Source organism: Lacinutrix undariae (assembly GCF_052934785.1).
The window spans coordinates 1,762,168-1,788,230 of sequence record NZ_CM128809.1; the positions used below are offsets into that span (position 1 = coordinate 1,762,168).

The following is a 26,063-nucleotide window of genomic DNA, read 5'->3' on the forward strand; positions in this document are numbered from 1 at the left end:
CAATTCCTAACCTAAATATGTTTTTAATATTTTACTTCTAGATGTATGTTTTAATCTTCTAATAGCTTTTTCTTTAATTTGACGTACACGCTCACGAGTTAAATCGAAAGTTTCACCAATTTCTTCTAAAGTCATTGGGTGTTGATCACCTAAACCAAAGTATAAACGAATTACGTCTGCTTCACGAGGTGTTAAGGTCTCTAAAGCGCGTTCAATTTCGGTACGTAAAGATTCATGTAATAAATCTCTATCTGGGTTTGGCGACTCTCCACTTCGTAATACATCATATAAATTTGAATCTTCACCTTCAACTAAAGGCGCATCCATACTTACGTGACGACCAGAGTTTTTCATAGACTCTTTTACGTCGTTAATAGTCATATCTAACTCTTTAGCAATCTCCTCAGCACTAGGTGGGCGTTCATGAGATTGTTCTAAAAAGGCAAATGTTTTATTGATTTTATTAATAGATCCAATTTTATTCAACGGTAAACGTACAATACGAGATTGTTCGGCTAACGCCTGAAGAATAGATTGGCGAATCCACCATACAGCATAAGATATAAATTTAAAACCACGTGTTTCATCAAAACGTTGTGCCGCTTTAATTAAGCCTAAGTTTCCTTCGTTAATTAAATCCGGAAGCGTTAATCCTTGGTTTTGGTATTGTTTTGCTACAGATACCACAAAACGTAAATTAGCCTTTGTTAATTTCTCTAAAGCTAATTGATCACCAGCTTTAATACGTTGTGCTAATTCCACCTCTTCATCAGCGGTAATTAAGTCAACCTTTCCAATTTCTTGTAAATATTTATCTAGCGAAGCGGTTTCTCTGTTGGTAACCTGTTTCGTAATTTTAAGTTGTCTCATCTAATTTGCTTCTTTTAAGAGTGGGTTTTGTGTTACTATTAGGTTATACGTACAAAAGGTAAAAAATGTTACAAAAAGATTTATTTATTTTTTATGGCGTTACGATTTTAAGTTTAAAACCTTAAAATTGTCAGGCTTTCGCAAGTCGCCATCACAGATGGGCTTCAACAATTGCTCCATCCTTAACGCACTAAATACTATGGTTTTTGCTTACACGTTAACCTTTTCTATATACCATTATTAATTTCTAATGTGTCCATCACCAAAAACATAATACTTATTAGTCACCAATTGTTTTAAACCTAACGGCCCTCTATGATGTAATTTATCTGTACTAATAGCTAATTCAGCACCCACACCCATTTGGCCACCATCGGTAAAACGGGTTGACGCATTATGATATACTGCAGCGCTATCTACACGCTCCATAAATTTCTTAGCCGCTTTTTGATGTTCGGTAATTATAGCTGCCGAGTGTCCTCCAGAATAGGTGTTTATCATCGTTATTGCTTGGTCGAGATTTTCTACTTCTGCCAACAATAATTTCATGGCTAAAAACTCTTCATACCAAATATTCTCATCCACTATTTTAGCTTCGTTTGGTAGTAGTTTACCTATGTTTTGATCAACAACCAGCTCTACTTTTAGTTTAGTTAATATGGTTTGTAGCTCTTTTACTTTAGCCTCGTAATTAGGGATGTTTTTATTAATTAATACTTTATCAAGCGCATTACAACCTGATATTTTATCCGTTTTTGCATTTACAATTACTTTTATGGCTTTTAGCCAATCTGCTTCAGTATCTACATATAAAAAATTGTTCCCACGACCGCTAATTAAGACCGCACAATTAGCATTCTCTTTTACAAACTTTATAAGACGTTCGCCACCTCTAGGTACAATTAAATCTATTTTTTCTGGCGGATTTTTCAAGAATTCTTGAGTTGCTTCACGTTTTAAATGTAATAAGGTGATCCAGTCTTTAGATAAACCATTTTCTTCAAGCGCTTCGTGCCAGCATTTTTCTAACATAATATTACTATTTACAGCTTCCTTTCCACCTTTAAGTAATATTTTATTATTCGCTTTAAAAGCTAAAACAGCCGCTTCAATAGTTACATCAGGTCGCGATTCATAAATAATCATAATGGTTCCAAAGGGTGCCGTTTTATTAATTATTTTTAAACCACTCTCTAAAGTAAGATCAGAAATCTCTTTTCCTACAGGATCTTTTTGTGAGGCAACAGCTTGAATAGCTCTTACCATATCGTCAATTTTAGAGTTGTTTACCACTAATCTGTCGTATAGTGCTTGATCCTCTTTATTGAATGCCTCTAAATCTTTTTTATTCTCAATAAGGATGTTTTCACGTTCCCTATTGATAATGTTAATCATTGATTTGAGGACTTTATTTTTAATTTTTGAACTTAAAATTTTCATGTCTTTTTATTTTTAATGAATAAATTTTGTCCCAACTTTTTTGTTATCTATAATATCTACAATAATATTTTCGCGTTTTCCGTTGGCAATGTATGTTGGGATATCTTTTCTAGCAGTGCCTTTGGCAATTCTTAGTTTTGAAGCCATTCCACCACGACCTTCACCTTCTTTTTTGTTAGATTCTTGAACGTATTGTTCAACATTTTGATCGACTTGAACTTCGTTTATTTTTCTAGAATCTTCATCATCTGGATCTCCTGTAAATAACCCATCGGTATCTGATAAAATAATTAATCTATCGGCATCTAAAAGTTCGGCAACTAAACTTGCCAACTCATCATTATCAGAAAACATAGACATGGTTAATGATACCGCATCATCTTCATTAGCAATTGGGATGACACCTTCGCTAAGTAAACCTTCATAACAATTGATCATGTTTATGCGGTGTTTTCCTATATCAAAATCTCTTTTTGTTGCTAATACTTGTGCGCATCGCATTCCATAATCATGAAACAAACTGTAGTAATGACGCATCATTCTTGGTTGTCCTACAGATGAGTATACTTGACGTCGTATTGAAGAATCTTCAATATTGGTATCGCCTAAAATTTCTTTTCCTGCAATTGCAGAACCAGAGGAGACTAAAATCACCATAATATCTCGCTCGTATAATACCGAGATTTGTCGTACTAATTCTCGTAGTACAGGTCCTAATATTCTGTTGTCTTTATTTGTTAAAACGTTGGTTCCTACTTTTACAACCACTCGTTTAATTGTCTCTTCCATAATTTATTGATCTTTTCCTAATTCTACAGCTCTATCAAAGGCCGCATAGGCAGCATCTTCAATAAGTTGTTTTACATTATTATCATCCATTGAGTCTATTGCTGCTTGCGTAGTTCCTCCTTTTGAGGCTACTTTTGTGATCCAGCTTTCTGGAGAAATATCAGATTGGTTAAACAATTCAATAGCCCCTTCAAAGGTGTTGCTTACTAAAACTTTAGATTCGTAGTCTGTAAAGCCCATTTTTAATGCGGCGTCTAGCATAGAGTTCATAAAGTAAAATACATAAGCAGGTCCACTTCCTGAAATCCCTGTAGAGGCATCAATAAAGTTTTCTGAGCTTACGTGTATGGATGTTCCTGTAGTATCTAATAAATGTTTTACCATTAAAAGTTCGACTCTAGAAATTGCTTTTGCAGCAGTGTAGGAGGTTACTCCTTTTCCTACTTTAGCCGGGAGGTTAGGCATTGTACGAATTACCTTTTGTACGTTTAAGCCCTCTTGAATTGTTTGTATGGTTACACCAGCCATAAGCGATACAAAAATTTGTTCTTTATTAACAAATGGTATCATGTCTGCAAAAAGCGATTCGCAGTGATAAGGTTTTACAGCTAAAAACACAATGTCTGCTTGCGGCAGTGCATCATCTAAAGCTGTGAATACATCAAATTTTGGATTTTTTTTAAGTTTTTTAATTGTTTTAGGATCCGTATCATAGATTCTTAAGTTGTGTTTCCCTAATAACGCGGAATCAGCCATTCCTTCTGAGTAGGTTAACCCCATGTTTCCGGCTCCTATTACTAATACTTTCATAATTTAATTTTGATTAACTATTTTATTGTCAGTTACTCTTATAGCCTCAATTACTATGCGATAGTGCCAAATAGAAAAGTTCATTTAAAGAATTCTCATGTTTATGACAATTTGTAGTAATTGTTGTCATATTGAAAATAATAGCGCTTTATACTGTGAATATGTAAATATGTAAAAATGCTTAAAAAGGAATGAGTGACAGTTTGTCGGTGACAAATGGTGAGATTTGTATAAAAAAAAGAAACTTACCCCTGAGCAATTAGGGGTAAGTTGTGTGAATTGTTATTTTTTTTCTTCTAATCCGCGTGTTAACCACCCTCTTCTATTTGCCGTTGCAATAGCATAAGGTGTAATCCAGAATAGACCAAAGGTGAATAAGAAACTGTAGGTATATGCCCAAATGGCTTCTTTAATTTTATAGTTATGCGCATAAAAAAGTACAGAAAACGAAGACGTAATTAAAATACCCAGTACGGTTGATCCTAAAAATAATAAAGGATGTGTTAGTACAAAGAATAGCATAAATAATACAATTGGATAACTCATTAGAATATGAGTAAACTGACTTATAAACAATATACGTGTTCCAAATTTACTTTCCTGTCTAAAGTTGGTAAACACATATTTAGACATGGCTAAGTTTTCTCGTACATTACTACGTCCCCATCTGATAAACATTTTATATAATCCTGGATATTCTTCAGGCACATTAGTGTAGGCGACCGCATTTTTTTGAAACAATACATGTTCCCCTTGTTTTAAAATCATGTTGGTCAAGGCGCGATCTTCACCAATATCTGATGGTTGTCCCATAAAGGTTTGATTGATCCATTCTGGTAAACACTTAAACACAGATGTACTTCGGTATGCCGCTAAAGCTCCTGGCGTACATAGTACCGAATTTAAGTTGCTTTCAGCAGAACGTACAAACTCAAAACTCATTACAAAACTTACGTCAAGCATTTTAGGAAGCATTTCCTTTTCATTATTTAAAACTCTAATATTTCCTGCGACAGCACCACATTTTTGGTTTTCAATAAAAGGACTTACTAAATTTCTTAATGTATTTTCTTCTACTATAGAATCGCTATCTACGGTTACAAAAATCTCTCCTGTACCACTATTAAAACCACGGTATAAGGCCTGACGTTTTCCTTTGTTTTCTGGTTGGCGGTAAATTTCTAATTGTTGCCCTAATTCTTCTTTTGCTTTTAGCATCCATTCCCAAGTATCATCTAAGCTTCCATCATCAATAGCTAAAAGTTGAATATTTTCTTTAGGGTAATCACTTTTTGCTAAACTCATTAAGGTGTCCCAAACTTGTTTTCCTTCATTATAGGCAGGCACAATTACAGTACAGGTTGGAAGTTGGCTATCCTTTACAGAAGCTACTGGCTTATATTTAAAATATTGATATGCCATGTAGATGAACGATCCTATTTTGAAAAGAAACAGGACTCCTGTAATTGATAAGAAGGTAAGTCCTATTATTGTAGAGGTTTGATTGGCATTAAATTCTTCGAAATCTGTATGAAATGTTGCAAAAAAGTAAAGTCCAATAATTATAAAAAGTAAGGTTCCTAATAGTGTGATGCGATTGTATGAACTCTCTTGTTTTCCTGTGCTATGAAAAATAGAATTAAAATACGCTTTAAGGCTTTTAACTTTATTCTTAGTGTTGAAGTGTAATTTTTTGGTAGTAACTTTCTTTGACGCCATAAAATTTTTAGATAAAGGGTTTGTTATATCTACGGCTTAAAAAGGTGTTTAGATTTTTTTGTAGGAAAATTAGTATAAAAAAAACCTCAATAAGAATTGCTTCTCATTGAGGTTTTATATGTAAAAAGTGGATTAAAAATTAATCTTCTTTTTTAGTTTCTCTAGGTTTACGATCATCGCGTCCACGATTATCTCTTCCTTTATTATCACGTCCACCTGAACGTTTATCGTCTCTTGGTGGTCTTGCTACATAACCTTCTGGTTTTGGCAAGATAGCTTTACGAGATACTTTTTCTTTACGAGTTCTTGGGTCTACACCAAAGTACTTCACATCAAAAACATCACCCATATTAACAACGTCACTTACATTTTCAGTACGTTCCCATGCTAATTCAGATACGTGTAATAATACTTCATTTCCAGGCGCATCTGCATATTCTACAACAGCACCAAAATCAAGCATTTTAATTACTTTAACTTCGTAAACACTACCAACAGTAGGTTTGAATAATAAAGAGTCAATTTTTGCTATTACTTTAGCAATACCTTCATTACCTACACCTAAAATTTCAACGATACCTTCTTCCGTTACCGGATCTTCGTTAATTACGATAGTTGTTTCAGTTTCTTTTTGCATTTCCTGAATAACTTTTCCACCAGGTCCAATTAAGGCTCCAATGAATTCATTAGGAATACGACGCGTAACCATAGTTGGCGCGTGATCTTTAACGCTTTCTGCAGGTGCAGAAATTGTATCAGTAATTTTTCCTAAGATATGTAAACGACCATCACGCGCTTGTTTTAGTGCATTCACTAAAATTTCGTATGATAATCCTTTAATTTTAATATCCATTTGACATGCTGTAATCCCTTCAGAAGTACCAGTTACTTTAAAGTCCATATCACCTAAGTGATCTTCATCCCCTAAAATATCAGATAATACTGCGTAACGGTCACCATCAGAAATTAATCCCATAGCAATACCAGAAACAGGTCTTGTCATTTTAACTCCGGCATCCATAAGCGCCATAGTACCAGCACAAACTGTTGCCATTGAAGACGAACCGTTTGATTCTAATACTTCAGATACAACTCTTACTGTGTAAGGGCAATCTGCAGGAATCATTCCTTTTAATCCACGTTGTGCTAAGTTACCATGACCAACTTCTCTACGAGATGTTCCTCTTAATGGTCTAGCTTCACCTGTACAGAAAGGCGGGAAGTTATAATGTAAATAGAAATTTTCTTCACCTTCGTGAGATGGCATATCTATTTTGTTGGCGTCTCTTGATGTTCCTAGAGTAACTGTAGCTAAAGCTTGAGTTTCTCCACGAGAAAAGATAGAAGAACCGTGTGTAGAAGGTAGGTAATCTACTTCACACCAGATTGGTCTGATCTCATCAGTTTTACGACCATCTAAACGAATTCCTTCGCTTAAAGTTAATTCACGAACAGCTTCTTTTTCTGCTTTGCTGTAGTATCCTCCAACAAGGTGTCCAAATTCTGCCATTTCTTCTTCAGTAAAAGCAGCTTTCACTTCTTCTTTTACTTCAGCAAATGCAGCAGTACGTTCAGCTTTAGAAGTTCCCTTCTTAGCGATTGCGTAACATTTGTCGTAAGCTAGTTCGTGTACTCTTTTTTGTAAATCTTCGTTAACTTCTGCAGTTGCATATTCACGAACCTCTTTTTTACCAAAAGCTTCGGCTAAACGTACTTGTGCATCAATTTGTACTTTAATTGCTTCGTGAGCGAATTTGATAGCATCAGCCATCTCTTCTTCAGAAATTTCATCCATCTCACCTTCAACCATCATTACAGAGTCTGCAGAAGCACCAATCATCATTTCTAAGTCAGATTCTTCTAATTGCGCTCTTGTTGGGTTGATTACAAATTCACCATTCACACGTGCAACTCTAGCTTCAGAGATTGGACATTCGAAAGGTAAATCTGATAATTGGATAGCAGCAGAAGCCGCTAATCCAGCCATAGCTTCAGGCATAACGTTTTCATCATGAGACATTAATTGAATCATCACTTGCGTTTCTGCGTGGTAATCTTTAGGGAATAACGGACGTAAAACACGGTCCACTAAACGCATAGTTAATACCTCACCGTCACTTGGTCTTGCTTCTCTTTTGAAGAAACCACCTGGGTAACGTCCTGCGGCAGCAAACTTTTCGCGATAATCTACCGTTAACGGTAAAAAGTCAACGTCTGATTGTTTGTAGTTAGAAACGACTGTACATAATAACATACATTTTCCTGATTGTACTACAACGCTACCGTGAGCTTGTTTTGCTAATTTTCCGGTTTCAATAGAAATTTCTCTACCGTCCCCAAGGTCAATGACCTCTCTAAAAACTTTTGGAATCATAAATTTTTTAATTCTAATTAAACAAAGGTCGTTGTGTTGTTGTTGCGTAGTTGTTGTGTGTTGACCAATGAAAAACTGTAATTTAGCTTCTTATTTTGCGGTAGTTATACTCTTCCGCAAGAGTTGATATAAAACAAAAAAAGAGGCGCGAAGCCTCTTTAATAGTGATTATTTTCTTAATCCTAATTCTTTAATGATAGCACGATATCTTAAGATATCTTTCTTCGTTAAGTAATCAAGTAATGAACGTCTTTTACCAACTAACATTACTAGAGAACGCTCAGTGTTATAATCTTTACGATTTTTCTTTAAGTGTTCAGTTAGGTGATTAATTCTTTGAGTAAATAAAGCGATTTGTCCTTCTGCAGAACCTGTATCGTTTTTATCTTTACCGTGTTTTGCAAACATTTCCTGTTTTGCTTCTTTAGATAAGTACATTCTAATATTGTTGTAAATGATTGTTATGTAATAAGAAAGATTTTCTTTCAAGCGGCAAATATAATAAATATTATTCTATTTATTGCCAAAGTTTCCTTCAAAATATTGAAAGCGTTGTATTATTTTAATAATGACTTCTGTTTGCTTAGTTGCTGCTATTATTTGTGTTTTTAAGGCTATTATTAATTCTATGTTTTATTGCATATTATCAACTATACTAGGTTGTATTTGTGAGTTAGGTTGTTTTTTAGTATAAATGATTGATGTTTAGTGTTATAATATCTATTAATGTTGCTTGTTTTACTGTGAAATGGAAAAAAAAAGTTAAATTTGGTGTATTCTACATTAAATGTTAAGGGTATGAATGAGGGGTATAGTTTTATCAAAGACACATTGTTTGAGTCTATTTTTGAATTCGCTCACGGCGGAATTTCAATAGTAAGCACTGAGGGTAAGTGGCTTAAGGTTAATCAAAGTGTTTTAGATTTTTTGGGATATAATAAAGCGGAATTGTATAGCTCCACTTTTCAGGATATTACCCATCAAGATGATTTAGATATTGATGTGGGCCTTATGCATCAATTATTATTAGGGCAAATTGATAACTATCAGATTGAAAAACGTTATCTGCATAAGAACGGCTATGTTGTTTCGGCATTATTATCGGTGAGTTTGGTGCGGCTTGATGATGGAGCACCAGGCTATTTTATTTCGCAGGTCACTGATCTTTCTCAGCAAAAAGAAACGTCTTCTCGGTTAAATGCTTTAATTGATATTGTAAATAATCAGAATAAAAAACTTATAAATTTCGCTGATATTGTTACTCACGACATTAGAACACATGCTGGGAATCTGTCTACTTTGACGACATATATTGAAGAAGATTTTAACGCTATTCAAACTAATGACAACTTTATGATGTTGAAAGCGTGTTTAACTAATTTAGAAAGTACTTTGTTGCATTTAAATGCTATTAAATCTGTTGAATTAACGCATGTACAAAATATAAAACCGTTGTTATTGGCAGATTATGTAAATCAAGCGATTTATAATGTGTCTGCTATTGCACGATTTAATAATTGTAAAATTATTAACAATGTTGATAAGCATTTGCGCATATTAGGTATAGAGGCTTATTTAGATAGTGTGATACTTAATTTTTTAACTAATGCTATTAAATATCGTTCGGAAGATAGGGCGCCAGTTATTGAAATTAACGCTACAGATGGTAGTGAATATACTGTAATTGAATTTAAAGATAATGGTCTTGGTATTGACTTAGATGTTGATGCGCATAAACTATTTAAACTTCATGAGACCGTACATGCGCATAGTGACTCTAGAGGTATTGGGCTTTTTATTACTAAAAAACATGTTGAAAGTATGGGGGGGAAGATAGAGGTGAAGAGTAAGTGTAATGAGGGCACTAGTTTCTCGGTTCATTTTTTAAAAGCAGCATCGGCCTAATTCTTATACGATATAAAGTAAAAACCCTCAGCAATAAATTGCTGAGGGTTTTTTATAGTGTAAAGTAAGCGTATTAAGCTCTTACTGGTTGATTTGTAATTAAATCGATATATAAGTTTACTTTCGTTTTTAATGCTCTACGGTGTGTAATAAAATCTAAGAAACCATGTTCTAGTAAGAATTCTGAAGTTTGAAAACCATCAGGTAATTCTTTTCCAGTTGTATCTTTTACAATTCTAGGACCAGCAAAACCAATTAAAGCTCCTGGTTCTGCAATATTAATATCACCTAACATAGCAAAAGAAGCTGTAATACCTCCAGTTGTTGGATCTGTACATAATGAAATGTACGGAATTCCAGCATCAGCAAGTTGTGCTAATTTTACAGATGTTTTAGCCATTTGCATTAATGATAATGCGGCTTCCATCATTCTTGCACCTCCAGATTTTGAAATTATCATAAAGGGAATGTTGTTTTTTAATGAATAATCTGCAGCACGTGCAATTTTTTCACCAACAACCGATCCCATTGATCCTCCAATAAACGCAAAATCCATTGCGGCAATGACTAGGTCTTTCCCGTTAGATTTCCCTACAGCTGTACGAACAGCATCAGTAAGTTTTGTTTTTTCTTGAGCCGCCTTTAAACGGTCTGGATATTTTTTGGTATCCTCAAATTTTAAAGGGTCTTTAGACTCTAATTTGGTATCAAACTCTTTAAATTTATTATCATCAAAAAGAATTTCAAAGTACTCTTTACTACCAATTCTTACATGGTAATCATCCTCAGGACTTACGTAAAAGTTCTTTTCTAATTCTTCGGTATCTATTATTTTTCCAGTAGGAGATTTGTACCACAGCCCTTTAGGTGTGTCTTTCTTCTCTTCGGTAGTGGTAGTTATACCTTTTGTTTTTCTTTTAAACCAAGACATTAAAAAATATTTTAATTAAAGTTAATTTAATGCAAAGTTATAAAGTATTTACATTATTAAGGTCTTCAAACGCTTTTTTTAATCTTTCAACAAAAGTATTTTCTCCTTTTCTTAACCAGGCTCTAGGGTCGTAGTACTTTTTATTTGGTACACCATCACCTTCTGGATTGCCAATTTGAGTCTTTAAATACTCAGATTTGTCATTCATGTAGTCTCTTACTCCTGTCATAAATGCGTATTGCATATCCGTATCAATATTCATTTTAATAACACCATATCCAATAGCTTCTCTAATTTCTTCAACTGTAGAACCTGATCCTCCATGAAACACGAAATCAATATGATTAGCTTCTACATTATATTTTTCTGAAATATGCTCTTGAGAGTTTTTAAGAATTTTTGGTGTTAATTTTACGTTTCCTGGTTTGTAAACTCCGTGTACGTTTCCAAATGCTGCTGCAATTGTAAATTGATCACTTACTTTACTTAATTCTTCGTAAGCATAAGCTACTTCTTCTGGTTGTGTGTATAATTTAGAATCGTCAACATCTGTATTATCTACACCGTCTTCTTCACCACCTGTAATTCCTAGTTCTATTTCTAAAGTCATGCCAATTTTAGACATGCGTTCTAAATATGTTTTACAGATTGCAATATTTTCTTCAAGTGGTTCTTCACTTAAATCAATCATGTGAGAACTATAAAGTGATTTCCCTGTTTCAGCAAAATGTTTTTCAGAAGCATCTAATAAACCATCAATCCAAGGTAATAATTTTTTAGCACAGTGATCTGTATGTAAAATTACTGGTACACCGTAAGCTACTGCCATTTCATGTACATGTTTTGCTCCGGCAACAGATCCAGCGATTGCTGCTTTTTGATTTTCGTTACTTAAGCCTTTTCCTGCATTAAATTGAGCACCTCCATTAGAGAATTGAATGATTACTGGCGCGTTTAATGCTGCCGCTGTTTCTAAAACCCCATTAATAGTGTCTGAACCAATAACGTTAACCGCTGGTAATGCAAACCCTTTTTCTTTTGCTAGTTTAAAAATCTCTTGAACTTCTTTTCCTGTAGCAACTCCTGCTTTGATATTATGACCCATTTTGTTTTGTTTAGTTGTAAAATAATCTTCTCAAAAGTAATCATTTTTTTGAAGACTTTAGCACTCGCTATAAACATTGTTGTTTGCGTGAAGTCACTAAAACGTTGTAGTAGTGGTGGTTTTAAGCGCTTAAAATGGGTAGTTGATACCAATGTTATACACTGCGTTGTTAAAGTTGTAATCTTTTAACCAGCGGTCTCCAAGATCGTAAGACGGATCGTAGGTTTTAAATCCAATATCCCCACGTAAAACAAAGTATGTAAAGTCATATCTAAGTCCAAATCCAGATCCTACAGCGATATCTTTAAGGGAATCAATACCACTAAAAACAGCCGATTCATCTTCAACATCATCAAGTACATTCCAGATATTTCCGGCATCAACAAATACGGCAGCATTAAAATTTCCTAAAATATTAAAACGGTGTTCTATACTAAGGTTAATTTTTAGGTTGGCTTCATTAAACTCATTAGTAGTTTTTGAGCTTCCAGGGCCTAAATTGTATGCCGACCAAGCTCTGTTATCATTAGGTCCACCAGCAAAGAAACTTTTTGAAAAGGGGATATTGCTAGAGTTTCCATAGGGAATTGCAATTCCAAAATACGAGCGTGCTGCAACTATGTTTTTATTTCCTAAATCCCAGTATTTCACATAATCTATTTCTGTTTTTATATATTGAGAAAATGCTACATCAAAAATTTCGTATTGGTCATTTGCATTCTTTTTAGCTCCTGTTAATTTTGAAATGTTTGCTAGTAAATTACCCGCAAATTCTAATTTCATTCTTAGGGTTGAAAAATCATTATCTAAAACGCTTTCTCTTTTGTTTTTTATATAACTGAAATTAGACGCAAAAATTAAATTGTTTTCTGTAAGACGTTGTTTTCTTTGCGAAATATTATTGATATCCACATAATCTTGATCATCTGAGGTTAGTGAAGTGTTATTATTAAGTACATCACTTATAAATGTGTCTGTATCTGTTGGGTAACTTAATTCGTCATCACTACCAATATAGCTAATGTCTTGTGCAATTTCATTTAACAAGTCATATGAGTTTTGGTATACGCCAAAATAATTAGCTGTATTTAGGTTTTTTACAAACTGGATATTAAAAACATCTAATGTATTGGTTACTTTTCGTGACGGATACCAATTGTAATTTAAAATTCCCGAAAGTGTTTCTTTATCAAGACCTATATTACGTTGGCTTGTTGCCGCCATACTAATACGTGTACTTGGCGACATGTATTTTGGAATTATTTTTGAAGTATTAAAAGGCACAAATAATCGCGGGATAGTTAGTTTTATATTGGCACCAACTTCATTGATGTCAAAAAATTGATCGGCATCATTTGAAGCGTCTTTTGAAGCTCCAATAGATCCTAATGCTGAAATTTCAAGCGTTTCGGCACCTCTAAAAACATTTCTTATTGATAAACCTGTACTGAACGAAAACCCTACGGTTTGTATATTACTCTGTGTAATATCTGTATTAATATTAAGTTTGTACTTCTTTTTTGGGGATAAAAATATGTTTGCAGTAAGGGTGGTATCTATCTCATTCACTACATAATTAATGGTGGGATAATCAAAAGTTTTTAGCTCACTTAAATAATTGTAGGTTCTTGCTCTTGCGATATCTTTAAACACATGCCCTTTACCTATAAAAACAGCATCTGTTAAGGCTTTTGGACGGTAATTTAATTTGTTATAGCTGTATAAATTAAAACCATTATAGGTGGTTGAATCTTTAATTATAGCGTCTTTGTTTTCGTAGGTATAATCGGTATAAATATTAACATCTTTTATTTTGTAGATTTTAAAAGGTACTCGTATTGTAGAATCTTCGGTTCTTACAGCTTTGTTTTTTATAATCAAATCTGTATTCACCTTTTTATTAGTACCAATTGTATCTAAATCATAAGAAATATAATCTTGACCAAAATAGTAGAATCCAGAATTTCGTAAAGCTGTTGTTAGGCGTTCGCGCTCATTGGTGAAATTACCTTCATTATATTGCTCCCCTTTTTTAATTAGCGATTGTTTTTTTAATGTTTGATAAATTGAGTCTATCGCAGGTGTAGAAATTCGTGGGTTTATGGAATCTAAAATATAAGGAGATCCTGTGGTAACATTGTATGTTACATTAGCTCTTTGGTTATCTGTTTTTGTAATTTCGTATGATGTTTTTACATCTAGCCAACCGTGTTTGAAATAATATTTTTCTAAATTATTAATTGTTTTTTCAGCCTTTAATTCACTTACAATTACTGGTGCTTCCCCCGTTTTTTTAAACCATTGATTTCTTGCTATTCTAGATTGTACATCTCTATCTAGCTGTTTTCTTGATAGTAGTTTTGTTTTCCAAGACATTTTTCTTGGATTATTATAGATTTTTTCATTTAAGATAGAATCTATATTTGGGCGTGCTAAATTATAAATGTGTAATCGTAACGGAATCCCAAAGAGCGGTAATTTTCCGTTAGGTTTTTGGTAGTATAAGTTGTTAAGTTCGTCGTTAGTCGTTTTTTTATCATTAACAATTGTAGTATTTGATGTTAATAGATGATCGCCTTCTTTTACTCGTTTCATCACATCACATGAGGTTATAAAGCTGGCTAAAACAACTAAAAGAGCAATATGTTTAAAGGTGTTTTTCAATGAATAACGGCTTAAAATTAGACGAGGTTTAAAAATACAGTTTTATTATTGATATAGCTTAGCAAAAATTAATCCAAAAATGTATTACTTTGTAGCTTATTGCAACATAACAAAAATAAAGACATTTTAATGTTATCAAAGAGCCAAATAAAATTAATTAATAGTTTATCTCAAAAAAAGTTTAGAACCCAGCAGCAACTATTTGTAGTTGAAGGTGTAAAAGGGGTGAAAGAGTTTTTAAATTCAGAATTTAAACTCCATCAGTTATTTACTACCGAAGCTATTTTTGATTGTGAACATACGTTGATTACCGACGTAGAGTTGAAAAAGATTAGTACTCTAAAATCTCCAAATACAGTATTGGCTCTTTTTCATATTCCAGAAGTACAACCTGTAGATAGTTCTGGTTTAGTTGTTGCTTTAGATGATGTAAGAGATCCTGGTAATTTAGGAACCATTATACGTCTTTGTGATTGGTTTGGTATTAAAAATTTGGTATGTAGTCTAGCTACTGTAGATTGTTATAATACTAAAGTCATACAAGCTACAATGGGATCTTTAACCCGTGTGACTATTAATTATTTGGATTTAGATGCTTATTTAAAATCTAATTCAAATGAAAAATTAGGGACTTTTATGGATGGTAAAAATGTGTACAATACAACATTACCTAAACAAGGTGTTTTAGTAATGGGTAACGAAGGAAATGGTATTTCTCAAACTATTGAAAGTCATATTGATACGCGCATAAGTATTCCGCGATTTGGAAACCTTCAAGCTACCGAAAGTTTAAATGTTGCTACTGCAACAGCTATATTTTTAAGTGAATTAAAGCGCTAACCGTTTATTGGAACGTAAAGTTAATAAAAACCCCTCTAGTTTTCATGGTGTTAACGTTTCCTGTCCATGGGCTATTTGGGTCTTCATCTTTTACAATTTCATCATTAATGGCAAAAAGGCCTCTAATAGATGGGGTGAATTTAAACCATTCGGTATAAAAATCTACTCCAAAACCTAATTCGTAAAAGAACATGCTTTTTTTAGTTCTAAATTGTCCCACGCTATTATCGTCTGGGTTTTCTTCGTTACTAGATAAGTTTAAAGCCGCCGAAAAACCACCTAAAATAAAAGGCTTAAAGTTGTTAATTCGTTTTGTAGATACTTTTAATAATAAGGGAAAATGAATGTAAGTTGATTTTACTTCGCGAAGCAAATCAGAATCATTAAAAGTAGTACCCGCAAAATAACTTTCATCGTACATTAAATTACGTTGAGAAATATGTAAACCTGGTTCAAATCTTAAGTTTAAGTGGTTGTTAATTCGTAAATCTGAAATTAATCCTACACTAAATCCAGTGGTGCTTTCCGATAAGATATCAGCACGATCTTCATTATAAGTAAACTGAAAATCGTAGTTGTTAAATCCTAAGAAAAACCCCCAACTTAATAGTTTTTGATCAAGATTATCTATATTGTTAGTTACTTTTTCTTTCGTAAAAAGTTGTGCAGATACAGTGTTACTTAAAAGTACTACGGTTAAAATTAAAAGTATTTTTTTCATTTAAAAGGAAAAATCATTAATTAGTGGCGCCTTTTAGGCTTTAAATGCGGTGTAAATTGATGCCGAACCAAATGTTTGCGGTAAGTCATCCACATTTATAAACCCTGTTTTTCGTAAAATATTGTTTAAAGCTTCACCATGAGGAAATAAAGATGCCGATTTTGATAAGTATGAATATGCCGATTGATCTTTTGAAAACAAACGGCCAATAGTTGGCATAATATATTTTGTGTATACGTTATATCCTTGTTTAAAAGGTGTTTTTGTTGGTACAGAAGTTTCAAGGATTACAAAAACGCCATCGGGTTTTAAAACTCTTAATATTTCTGAAAGTCCTTTTTCAAGATTCTCAAAGTTTCTAACTCCAAAAGCTACAGTGATCGCGTCAAAACTATTGTCTTCAAACGGTAAGTTTTCAGAATCACCAATAACCATAGATATGATGTTATCTAGTTTTTTGGCTGCTATTTTTTGACGACCAACCTCAAGCATTCCATCACTAATATCTAAACCAATAATTTTTTTAGCATTAGTTTGGGTTAAATTAATGGCTAAATCACCAGTTCCGGTAGCAATATCCAAAACGTTTTCAGGAAGTGTTTTTGCTACAATTTCTACCACCTTTTTACGCCACTTTATATCTATACCAAAAGAAATTACACGGTTTAAACCGTCATACTCTTTAGATATATTATCAAACATTTTAGTCACCTGCTCTTTTTTATTAAGGTCACTATCTTTATAAGGTGTTACTTTTGTAGACATTACTTTTTTTTTGCAAAATTACATAAATTTTCAATAGGCTATTTACTTCTAAGTATTGAAATAAACAAAATATTAATTTATTTCCGCTTTTAGCACCTTTAAATTTATTACAAACAATGTACTTGTTTTTATGTTTTCAGTCATTATTCTAATTTATTACCTCATAAAATAGATATCTCACAAATTTTTTTGAAAACTAAGTGTAAAATTTACCTCCTTTAAATTTATAGTATATTTGTATGTTTTTCAATAACATTATACATGAAAATTATTATAGCTGGTGCTGGTGAAGTAGGATTTCATTTGGCTAAATTACTGTCATACGAGTCTCAAGAAATCACACTTATAGATTGTAGTAAAGATAACTTAACTTATGCTGATAATCATTTAGATATTAGAGTGGTTAAGGGGGATGCCACCTCAATCGCAACACTTAAAGATGCGCGTATTGATACGGCGGGTCTATTTATTGCGGTAACATCTTCTGAAACTACAAATATTACAGCCTGCGTTTTAGCAAAGCAATTAGGTGCAAAACGTACTATAGCTAGAATTTCTAATGTAGAATTTATTGAACAAAAGGAAGAGGTAGGGTTTTCTAAATTTGGAATTGATGAGCTCATCTCTCCAGAATCTTTAGCAGCTTGTGAAATTCAATTATTATTAAGTCAGTATGCCTTTAATGATAGTTATGAGTTTGAAGATGGCGCGCTTACTATGTTGAGTTTACGCTTATCTCGTACCGCAGCTTTTGTAGATAAAACAGTTAAAGAAGCTGCAGAGTCTATGTCGCAACTTCATTTTGTACCCATTGCCATACAACGTTATGGAACACAATATACTATTATTCCTCGTGGAGATACCGTTTTTAAAGAAGGTGATAAAGTTGTGTTTATCACTTCAAAAGGCGGTGATGAAGAATTATTTAATGTCTCTGGAAAAGTAAAAATTGATGTTAAGAATATTATGATTCTTGGTGGAAGTAAAATAGGACAGCAAACGACAAGGCATTTATGCTCTAAAAAATTTAATGTCAAACTTATTGAAAACGATCGTAATCATGCTTTTGAGCTTGCCGATGATCTTCCAAATGCGTTGGTGATTAATGGAGATGGTAGAAATGCCGAACTATTAGAGGAAGAAAATATAGAAGATATGGACGCTTTTATTGCGGTAACCGGAAATTCTGAAACCAATATCATGTCTTGCTTAGTGGCTAAATCACGTGGCGTTAAAAAAACCATCGCTTTAGTTGAAAATATGGATTATTTCCAGTTATCACAATCTATTGGTATTGATACTTTAATCAATAAAAAACTACTTGCAGCCAATAATATCTTTAGATATATTAGAAAAGGTGAAGTTGTAGCCATGACTAAGCTGAATAATATGAATGCCGAATTATTGGAGTTTGTAGTGAATTCAAAATCTAAAATCTGCAATAAATTAATTAAAGATTTAGATTTTCCACGTTCTGCAATTATTGGCGGTGTTATTAGAAATGAAGAAGGCTTAATTCCTTTAGGTAGTTTTAAAATTTCAGAAGGCGATCGTGTTGTAGTCTGTTGTTTACCACGTGCCATTACTAAGGTTGAAAAATTCTTCTTTTAAACCCCATTTATGAAACTTAATTATAAAATTATTGTCCATTTTTTTGGATTATTACTCTTGTTTAATGGTGGTTTTCAGCTTATTTCGGCGTTAGTCAGTTTTATTTACGATGATGGTGTTACTTTAGAGTTGTCTTTTTCAGGATTACTTATTCTGTTATTAGGTGTCTTTTTAATGGTTGCCACACGTAAACATAAAAAAGAACTTAATAAACGTGATGGATATATAGTTGTTGCCTTTGGATGGATTGTTATGGCAGCTTCTGGTGCATTACCGTATATGCTTACTAATACCATTCCTGGATTTACAGGTGCGTTTTTTGAAACCATGTCTGGATATACCACTACTGGAGCCACTATTTTAAATGATATTGAGTCTGTACCTAAAGGTGTCCTGTTTTGGAGAAGTATGACCCATTGGATTGGTGGAATGGGAATTATTGTACTTGCCATTGCTATTTTACCGCTTTTAGGAATAGGAGGTATGCAGTTATTTGCTGCTGAAGCTCCAGGACCAAGTGCCGATAAATTACATCCTAGAATTACAGATACTGCAAAACGTTTATGGCTTATTTATTTTGGCTACACAGCTATTGAAACGGTATTACTTCAGGTTGCAGGAATGTCGTTTTTTGATGCCATAAATCACTCTATGTGTACACTTTCAACAGGAGGGTTTTCAACAAAAAATGCGAGTGTTGCTTATTGGAATAATGAACCAGTTATACAGTACATTATCATCTTTTTCATGTTTTTAGCAGGAACCAACTTTGTATTGAGTTATTTTGCTTTTAAAGGGAAAATTCAGAAGGCTCTACGCGACGAAGAATTAAGATTGTATTTTAAATTTACTATAATTTTTGCTTTAATAGCAGCTGTTATTATCTATTTTAAAGCCGATTTATCACTGTCGTCTATTGAGCATCCAATGGTTTGGGGACGTGCAGAAAGTGCATTCAGACATGCTTTATTTCAAGTGGTATCAGTAATTACTACGACAGGATTTATTACAGCCGATTATACGTTGTGGAGTCCGTTTTTAGTGGTTTTTTTCTTCGGATTAATGTTCTTAGGAGGATCTGCCGGAAGTACTTCGGGTGGTGTAAAAGTAGTTCGTCATTTAATTTTAATTAAAAACGGATTTCTAGAGTTTAAACGTGCTTTACATCCTAATGCTATTTTGCCGGTGCGTTATAATACGAAATCTATTTCTGGTGATATTGTATTTAATATTCTTGGGTTTTTCATCCTATACATGTTATCCTTTATTGTTGGGGCTTTAGTATTCTCTATGTTTGGATTAGATTTTGCTTCTGCAATTGGTATTGCGGCTTCTAGTTTAGGAAACGTTGGACCAGCACTTGGTAATTTTGGTCCTGTTAATAACTATGCAGCATTGCCTCCTTTAGCACAATGGTGGGCATCATTTTTAATGCTTATTGGTCGTTTAGAGTTATTTACCGTATTGATTTTATTAACACCTTTCTTTTGGAGAAATAGATAATTCTATCTTTTTTTATTTTGAAGCAACTCTTTATAGTGTTTGCTAAAAGACTTATGCTGTTTTTTATCGATTAATTACTGTTTTAATGTAACGCTTTCAGTGAGTTAGCGTCGTATTATTATTTATAAATTTAAGTATTTATATATCTAAATTTTTAATCATTAAATCAGAAAATATATGAGTTTTGGAGGCGCACAAGGCATGATAACAAGTCTTAAAAACAATGCTAAACAGCGTTCTAATAAAGCAAAGTTTAAATCATCCTATAAAACGGTTACGCCTTCAAAAGCTATAGTACTTAAATTTCCTGATGCAACTCCCGAAATGCTAGATGAGATTAAAACACGTTTGAAAGTAGAACGTAAAAAACGCATCATTCAAGAAGTTATACTATTTGTAGTTTTAGTAATTCTTATTGTTGTTGTATTTAAGTTTTTTATTCTCGCCTAAATTTCTGTTTATAGGTTGTTGATAACTGTGAAATCCTTAAAATTTCGACATAAAAAAAAGCCGCAATAAGATTATTACGGCTTCTGTATATATTATATGTACTAATTAGCTTACCGCTGCTTTAATACGTTTTATTGCTTCTGTAATTTGTTCTTGAGATGCTGCGTAAGACATACGAATACAATCTGAATTTCCAAAGGCTTCACCGGTTACTGTAGCTACGTGCGCTTCTTCTAATAAGAATAAAGAAAAATCTGTAGCATTGTTAATAGTTTTTCCTTTTATCGTTTTTCCGAAGTAAAAAGAGACATCAGGAAATACGTAAAATGCACCATCAGGAACGTTAGTTTTAAATCCTTCAACATCATTAAGAAGATCTAAAATTAAACCACGTCTTACTTTAAATTCGTCCACCATGTATTGAACACGTGTTGGAGATTCAGTTAAAGCTGTAATTACGGCACGTTGTGCAATACAATTTGCACCAGATGTAATTTGTCCTTGCATTTTAGTACATGCTTTAGCAATCCATTCTGGAGCACCAATATATCCAATTCTCCATCCTGTCATTGCAAATGCTTTTGCAACTCCGTTAACGGTAATTGTACGGTCATACATGCTTGGTATTGCAGCAAAACTAAAGTTTTCAACACCGTAGTTAATATGTTCGTAAATCTCGTCTGAAAGGATATAGATATTTGGGTATTTCTCTAAAACTTCTGCTAACGCTTTATATTCAGCTTCGGTATAAATACTTCCACTTGGATTGTTTGGCGAGTTAAAGAAAATTAATTTTGTTTTTGGTGTAATTGCAGCTTCTAATTGTGCTGGTGTAATTTTGAAATCGTTTTCAATTGAAGACGGAATTTCTTTATAAGTCGCTTCACAAAGTGTTGCAATTGCAGAATAACTTACCCAATATGGCGCAGGTAGTAAAACTTCATCACCAGGATTTAGTAATACTTGCGCTACATTAGCGATAGATTGTTTTGCACCTGTTGAAACCACAATTTGGTTAGGTGTATATACAACATCATTATCACGTTTAAACTTTAAACAAACCGCTTCTTTAAGTTCAGCATAACCATCTACAGGAGTGTATGAGTTATAGTTGTCGTTAATTGCTTGTATTGCTGCTTCCTTAATATAATCAGGAGTGTTAAAGTCTGGTTCTCCTAAGCTAAGCCCGATAATATCAATGCCTTCTGCTTTTAGTTCTCTTGCTTTTGCTGCCATTGCTAGAGTTGCAGACGTAGGTAAGCTGTTAATACGATTAGATAGTTGTTTGTTCATTGTTAGTTGTGTGTTGTTGTGTTACGCTTGTGCTGTTGGTTTAGTACCCATTTGTTTTAAAAAGTGAAAGTGAGCTGAAATGGCCTTACGTGTCGACTTGTATTCGTTATACGGAAGGTTAAATTCTTTTGCAGTTTCCTTTACAATTTTTGAAAGATTAAAATAGTGTACGTGACTAATATTTGGGAAAATATGGTGTTCTACTTGGTGATTTAATCCTCCAGTAAACCAGTTTACAATTTTGCTATTACGACCAAAATTAACGGTTGTATTTAATTGGTGAATTGCCCATGTGTTTTTCATCGTTCCGTTTTCTTCTGGTAAAGGCATTTCTGCTTCATCCATAACGTGCGCTAATTGAAAAACAACACTTAAAATAAGTCCTGCAACATAATGCATGATAAAGAATCCTATTAGGATTTTCCACCAAGAAATTTCTAATACTAACATTGGTAATACCACCCAAATTGATACATATATGATTTTTGAAATCACTAATTTACTCCAGTTAGCTACTGGATTAGGAAATTCACCGTAAGATAACTTACGTTTCATATAACGTCTCATTTGTTGCCAATCTGTAGTAATTGCCCAGTTTATCGTTAATAAACCATAAAGTAAAACTGAGTAATAATGTTGAAAACGGTGGTGTTTTTGCCACTCTGTGTGTTTTGAGAAACGTAAAATACGTCCTGCTTCTAAATCTTCATCATAACCATGAATATTTGTGTACGTATGGTGTAATACATTATGTTGTACTTTCCAATTGTATACATTACCAGCTAAAATGTAAATACTACTTCCCATTAAACGGTTAACCCATTCTTTATTTGAAAAGGCACCATGATTTCCATCGTGCATCACATTCATACCAACTCCAGCCATACCAATTCCCATAATTACGGTGAATATAAGTTGTAACCAACCTGGTATAGTGCTAATAGTTAGGATTAAAAAATAAGGAAGTAAAAATAAGGTAAACATCACTGCGGTTTTTACCCATATTTTCCAGTTTCCTGTGCGTTTAATGTTATTGTCTTTAAAATAATCGTTAACACGCTTGTTTAGCGTTCTGAAAAATTTAGCAGAATCGGTTCTTGAAAAAGATAACGTTTGCTTTGTCATAAAATAAATATTTCTGTAAAAATGCCCAAAATTGGCATTATTACATTTAGATGCAAATATAATTAATAAAAGCGGCGATTTAGTTATTAAAATGCTAAAAATATACCCGTAAAAATGTATACTTTTGCTGAAAAATAAAAAGCATGGAATTAATCCTCAAATATTTCCCTGAGTTAACAGAAACTCAAATACAACAATTTGAATCCTTAAAAGCGTTATACCAAGATTGGAATTTAAAAATAAATGTGGTATCTCGTAAAGATATTGATGAGTTGTATTTAAGACATGTATTGCATTCTTTGGCAATTGCTAAAGTGGTACAGTTTAAAGATGGTAGCCGTATTATGGATGTGGGTACCGGTGGTGGATTTCCAGGAGTTCCTTTAGCTATTTTATATCCAGAATGTTCTTTTCATCTGGTAGATAGTATTGCTAAAAAACTAAAAGTAGTTAACGAAGTGGTTGAAGGGTTAGGTTTAACTAACGTAAAAACGTCACACTGTAGAGTAGAGGAGATTAATGAAAAATTTGACTTTATTGTAAGTAGAGCAGTTGCAGCAATGCCAACTTTTGTACATTGGACTAAAGGAAAAATACTAAAAGAACAACGCCACGATCTTAAAAACGGAATTTTATACCTTAAAGGTGGTGACCTTTCTGAAGAATTACAAGATTACAAAACGGCAACGTTATACGATTTACCAGAATTTTATACTGAAGACTTTTTTGAAACTAAAAAAGTGGTGCATTTACCAATGAAATTTAGAGGATAATCTCTAGTATTGATATAAAAAAAAGCTCTTGATAATTTCAAGAGCTTTTTTATATGTTTTTTTTAGCTTAAAAAGCCGTTGAAAGATTTAAAGTAAATCCTGTGTTTTCTGGTACAAAGCGACAAACACCTCCTACACAAATTAATCCACCACGTTGACGACCGTATCCTAAGGCTACACGTGTTGCACCTTTAGTGAAACTACCACCAAAGTTGTAGTAATGTATTTGATCATCTTCATCATCATTTCCGTAGTTATAAATATCAGTAACATACATAGATAATTTTGAGCTAAAATTGTATTCGGCAGTTGCTCCAGCCCAATTTTTCTTATCATCATTAGTAAAAAGATGTTGAAGTTCTACTCGCATTGATTTTCCACCACCAAATTTATGGGTTGCTTCTCCAACAAGAACAGTTGCATTTACTTCTCCAGTTGTTTCTTCAACATATCTTTTGTTGTAATAGGTATTTACTACAGAAAAAATAGTAGACCAATCTGGCGATAGTTTTTTACGCATTTCTAAGCTTGTTTCTCTGTAATATTTTTCACCAAAACTTAAAAATCCGGCAGAGTCATAATCTCCATTTGTAGTATCAAAATCATCATCTAGTCCATGCCAGCTAGCATAGTTGAAAGCGAATTTTGTGCCATATTTACCACCTAAAGTTGTTCCTTTTTTAAATTTGTAATAGACATCTACTTGACCACCAATTTCTCCAGATTTTCCTATTCCAAAAACTTTTAAGTTAGGTTGTGCTTGGTATACGTATATGTTTGTTAAGCTGTAATCGTGTTGTTTAGTAAGTGCAGGAACATAATTGATAATTCCTTGGTTGTAGTTTGTGTAATCGCTAAAAGCTTGATCGCGTTGCGAGTAAAATGCCATGTTTTCTATACGTCTGAAAGTGGCATCAATTCCTAATCCTGATTTTGCATATCCAGCATTAAATAAAAAGGCGCTACCGTTATAGGCTTTGTCGTTAAAAAACGTATTGTTTTGTATGTAAGCATCTTTACTTTTTGAAACATATTCTACGCCAGTATAAAAATTACCTTCGGCATAATCTAATCGTCCAGAAATCATGTTGGTTAAATCATTATATGGCGCATCATCAAGACCTGAATCTTCAGAACGTCCTACATAACTTAAGCCTAAATCTAAGCTAGTAGTTTCAAAATTTAAAAATTCACTAAGGCCAACCTCTGCATTAAAACCAAAGATATCTCCTTTAGAAATATCAAAACCATCACGTTGTCTTCCGTAAAGGGCTGTTAACTCTACATTATTTGTTGGGCGGTATTTTACATTAACCCCTCTCATGGCATTATTGATTCCTAATTGGCGGTCTTCCCAAGAACGTAAAGCTAAACCGCTACCAAATTGCTCGTAGAAATATCCTACGGTTGCTTCAAATTTTGTGGATTTATATCCTACGGCGTAAGTTCCTAAGTTGGTCCCTTTGTATTTTGGGTAGTAATTTAATAAGGCTTGAGGTTCGTATGATTCTAATTGTACGTTTGCAAACCAGTTTTTGTAATCGTAAGCTAAACGGAGGTAGCTGTTAGAACGAAATTTATTGTCTTCAGTAAAATCTCCTGTTTTAGAGTCGTCTACATAATATTGAGAGTTAGATTCTAGTCCGCCACTTAAACGGCCTTTATCTTTTTCTTGAGCAAAAGTGCATAATGGAAGCCCTAAAAGAGCAACTATTAATTTTAAATGTTTCATGTGTTTTTAGTTGGTTGGTTTTTTTTTTTTTTTGAAACTTTGAATAGGTAGTTTATTTTATTTTGAAAATTCTTTGATTTTTTCAAATAATTCATCTTCACTCCCAGGCGTGTATCCTGAATGACGGTATAGTATTTTGTTGTTTTTCACTAATAGCGTTAACGGAATTGTAGGTGCGTTTAATTGTCTTTTTAAATCACTATTGGTATCTAATAAAATTTCAAAAGGCCAATCTTTTCCGCTTACTAATGGTTTTACACGTTTTACAGTACGTGAATCATCAATTGAAATAGCATAAATTTTTACACCAGTTTCATCCATCCAGTCATCATATACTTCCGCGAAAGCGTCTAATTCATTTTTACAAGGTACACACCAAGTTGCCCAAAGTGCTACGACAACTAGTTGGTCGTCTTTTGAAATATCGTTAAGTGGTATGTTTTTTCCATCTAATGCTTCTAGTTGCATATTAGGTAATACGTCTTGTGCTGAAATTGTAGATGATAAAAGACTTAATGTGAGTAATAAAAATAAATTTTTCATTAATTTAAATGTTAGTGTTATTAGTGATGTTTGTTGTGTTTTTCTCATAAAAGAATGAGCGAATATAAGGTATAAATATTTTTTTTGTTAAAAAAGGTTA

The 26,063-nt window shown here is 33.2% G+C and carries 22 protein-coding genes; 6 read left to right on the top strand and 16 right to left on the bottom strand.

From position 1 onward, the window contains the following. Positions 1 to 6 precede the first annotated feature (6 nt). From ACU4C5_RS07825 to rpsO, 7 genes are all read right to left on the bottom strand, one after another. The gene (locus tag ACU4C5_RS07825) at positions 7 to 870 is read right to left on the bottom strand and encodes a sigma-70 family RNA polymerase sigma factor (protein ID WP_027124342.1); all 864 of its coding nucleotides are present in this window, start codon (positions 868 to 870) and stop codon (positions 7 to 9) included. 240 nt (positions 871 to 1,110) lie between these two features. Then, positions 1,111 to 2,310 carry a glutamate-5-semialdehyde dehydrogenase gene (locus tag ACU4C5_RS07830; protein ID WP_446843637.1) on the bottom strand — a complete coding sequence of 400 codons (1,200 nt, stop codon included), beginning with the start codon at positions 2,308 to 2,310 and terminating at the stop codon, positions 1,111 to 1,113. A 12-nt stretch (positions 2,311 to 2,322) separates the two neighbouring features. Further along, a complete protein-coding gene (proB, locus tag ACU4C5_RS07835; protein ID WP_446843638.1) occupies positions 2,323 to 3,099 on the bottom strand; it encodes a glutamate 5-kinase in 777 nt (258 codons plus the stop codon). A gap of 3 nt (positions 3,100 to 3,102) precedes the next feature. Beyond that, positions 3,103 to 3,909 carry a pyrroline-5-carboxylate reductase gene (gene proC, locus ACU4C5_RS07840; RefSeq protein WP_446843639.1) on the bottom strand — a complete coding sequence of 269 codons (807 nt, stop codon included), beginning with the start codon at positions 3,907 to 3,909 and terminating at the stop codon, positions 3,103 to 3,105. 282 nt (positions 3,910 to 4,191) lie between these two features. Beyond that, positions 4,192 to 5,628: a glycosyltransferase family 2 protein gene (locus tag ACU4C5_RS07845; protein ID WP_446843640.1), complete on the bottom strand. Its 1,437-nt coding sequence runs from the start codon at positions 5,626 to 5,628 to the stop codon at positions 4,192 to 4,194. A 139-nt stretch (positions 5,629 to 5,767) separates the two neighbouring features. After that, positions 5,768 to 8,002: a polyribonucleotide nucleotidyltransferase gene (locus ACU4C5_RS07850; RefSeq protein WP_446843641.1), complete on the bottom strand. Its 2,235-nt coding sequence runs from the start codon at positions 8,000 to 8,002 to the stop codon at positions 5,768 to 5,770. Between the two features lie 168 nt (positions 8,003 to 8,170). Continuing rightward, on the bottom strand, positions 8,171 to 8,440 hold the full coding sequence (rpsO, locus tag ACU4C5_RS07855) for a 30S ribosomal protein S15 (RefSeq protein WP_446843642.1): 270 nt from the start codon (positions 8,438 to 8,440) through the stop codon (positions 8,171 to 8,173). Between the two features lie 360 nt (positions 8,441 to 8,800). Here rpsO and ACU4C5_RS07860 point away from each other — a divergent pair, with 360 nt between their 5' ends. Further along, complete coding sequence (locus tag ACU4C5_RS07860) at positions 8,801 to 9,907, top strand: sensor histidine kinase (protein WP_446843643.1); 1,107 nt, start codon at positions 8,801 to 8,803, stop codon at positions 9,905 to 9,907. Between the two features lie 73 nt (positions 9,908 to 9,980). On the opposite strand, the gene accD is transcribed toward ACU4C5_RS07860, so the two are convergent. From accD to tamL, 3 genes are all read right to left on the bottom strand, one after another. Next, entirely contained in the window at positions 9,981 to 10,838 is an 858-nt protein-coding gene (gene accD, locus ACU4C5_RS07865) for an acetyl-CoA carboxylase, carboxyltransferase subunit beta (protein WP_446843644.1), read from the bottom strand. Between the two features lie 37 nt (positions 10,839 to 10,875). Further along, entirely contained in the window at positions 10,876 to 11,943 is a 1,068-nt protein-coding gene (gene fbaA, locus ACU4C5_RS07870) for a class II fructose-bisphosphate aldolase (RefSeq protein ID WP_446843645.1), read from the bottom strand. A gap of 129 nt (positions 11,944 to 12,072) precedes the next feature. Further along, positions 12,073 to 14,607, bottom strand: coding sequence for a translocation and assembly module lipoprotein TamL (tamL, locus tag ACU4C5_RS07875; protein WP_446843646.1), 2,535 nt, complete (start codon positions 14,605 to 14,607; stop codon positions 12,073 to 12,075). A 129-nt stretch (positions 14,608 to 14,736) separates the two neighbouring features. On the opposite strand from tamL, the gene ACU4C5_RS07880 reads away from it, so the two are divergent. Further along, positions 14,737 to 15,447 carry a TrmH family RNA methyltransferase gene (locus ACU4C5_RS07880; protein ID WP_446843647.1) on the top strand — a complete coding sequence of 237 codons (711 nt, stop codon included), beginning with the start codon at positions 14,737 to 14,739 and terminating at the stop codon, positions 15,445 to 15,447. A gap of 4 nt (positions 15,448 to 15,451) precedes the next feature. Here the strand turns inward: ACU4C5_RS07880 and porT are convergent, their stop codons facing one another. Further along, complete coding sequence (gene porT, locus ACU4C5_RS07885; protein WP_446843648.1) at positions 15,452 to 16,168, bottom strand: type IX secretion/gliding motility protein PorT/SprT; 717 nt, start codon at positions 16,166 to 16,168, stop codon at positions 15,452 to 15,454. A 33-nt stretch (positions 16,169 to 16,201) separates the two neighbouring features. After that, a complete protein-coding gene (ubiE, locus tag ACU4C5_RS07890; protein ID WP_446843649.1) occupies positions 16,202 to 16,933 on the bottom strand; it encodes a bifunctional demethylmenaquinone methyltransferase/2-methoxy-6-polyprenyl-1,4-benzoquinol methylase UbiE in 732 nt (243 codons plus the stop codon). A gap of 261 nt (positions 16,934 to 17,194) precedes the next feature. Between ubiE and trkA the strand changes: the two genes are divergently transcribed. The 3 genes from trkA (at position 17,195) to ACU4C5_RS07905 (ending at position 20,497) form a co-directional block, all read left to right on the top strand. Next, positions 17,195 to 18,544, top strand: a complete 1,350-nt coding sequence (gene trkA, locus ACU4C5_RS07895; protein ID WP_446843650.1) for a Trk system potassium transporter TrkA — start codon at positions 17,195 to 17,197, stop codon at positions 18,542 to 18,544. A gap of 9 nt (positions 18,545 to 18,553) precedes the next feature. Continuing rightward, positions 18,554 to 20,047, top strand: coding sequence for a TrkH family potassium uptake protein (locus ACU4C5_RS07900; protein ID WP_446843651.1), 1,494 nt, complete (start codon positions 18,554 to 18,556; stop codon positions 20,045 to 20,047). 177 nt (positions 20,048 to 20,224) lie between these two features. After that, a complete protein-coding gene (locus tag ACU4C5_RS07905) occupies positions 20,225 to 20,497 on the top strand; it encodes a hypothetical protein (protein WP_446843652.1) in 273 nt (90 codons plus the stop codon). 105 nt (positions 20,498 to 20,602) lie between these two features. Here the strand turns inward: ACU4C5_RS07905 and ACU4C5_RS07910 are convergent, their stop codons facing one another. Together ACU4C5_RS07910 and ACU4C5_RS07915 are read right to left on the bottom strand one after the other, a co-directional pair. After that, positions 20,603 to 21,790: a pyridoxal phosphate-dependent aminotransferase gene (locus ACU4C5_RS07910; protein WP_446843653.1), complete on the bottom strand. Its 1,188-nt coding sequence runs from the start codon at positions 21,788 to 21,790 to the stop codon at positions 20,603 to 20,605. Positions 21,791 to 21,811: 21 nt separating this feature from the next. Beyond that, on the bottom strand, positions 21,812 to 22,915 hold the full coding sequence (locus ACU4C5_RS07915) for a fatty acid desaturase family protein (protein ID WP_446843654.1): 1,104 nt from the start codon (positions 22,913 to 22,915) through the stop codon (positions 21,812 to 21,814). Positions 22,916 to 23,058: 143 nt separating this feature from the next. Here ACU4C5_RS07915 and rsmG point away from each other — a divergent pair, with 143 nt between their 5' ends. After that, complete coding sequence (gene rsmG / locus ACU4C5_RS07920; RefSeq protein WP_446843655.1) at positions 23,059 to 23,688, top strand: 16S rRNA (guanine(527)-N(7))-methyltransferase RsmG; 630 nt, start codon at positions 23,059 to 23,061, stop codon at positions 23,686 to 23,688. A gap of 67 nt (positions 23,689 to 23,755) precedes the next feature. On the opposite strand, the gene ACU4C5_RS07925 is transcribed toward rsmG, so the two are convergent. Together ACU4C5_RS07925 and ACU4C5_RS07930 are read right to left on the bottom strand one after the other, a co-directional pair. After that, the gene (locus ACU4C5_RS07925; RefSeq protein ID WP_446843656.1) at positions 23,756 to 25,420 is read right to left on the bottom strand and encodes a DUF6029 family protein; all 1,665 of its coding nucleotides are present in this window, start codon (positions 25,418 to 25,420) and stop codon (positions 23,756 to 23,758) included. Positions 25,421 to 25,477: 57 nt separating this feature from the next. After that, on the bottom strand, positions 25,478 to 25,963 hold the full coding sequence (locus ACU4C5_RS07930) for a TlpA family protein disulfide reductase (protein ID WP_446843658.1): 486 nt from the start codon (positions 25,961 to 25,963) through the stop codon (positions 25,478 to 25,480). Positions 25,964 to 26,063 lie beyond the last annotated feature (100 nt).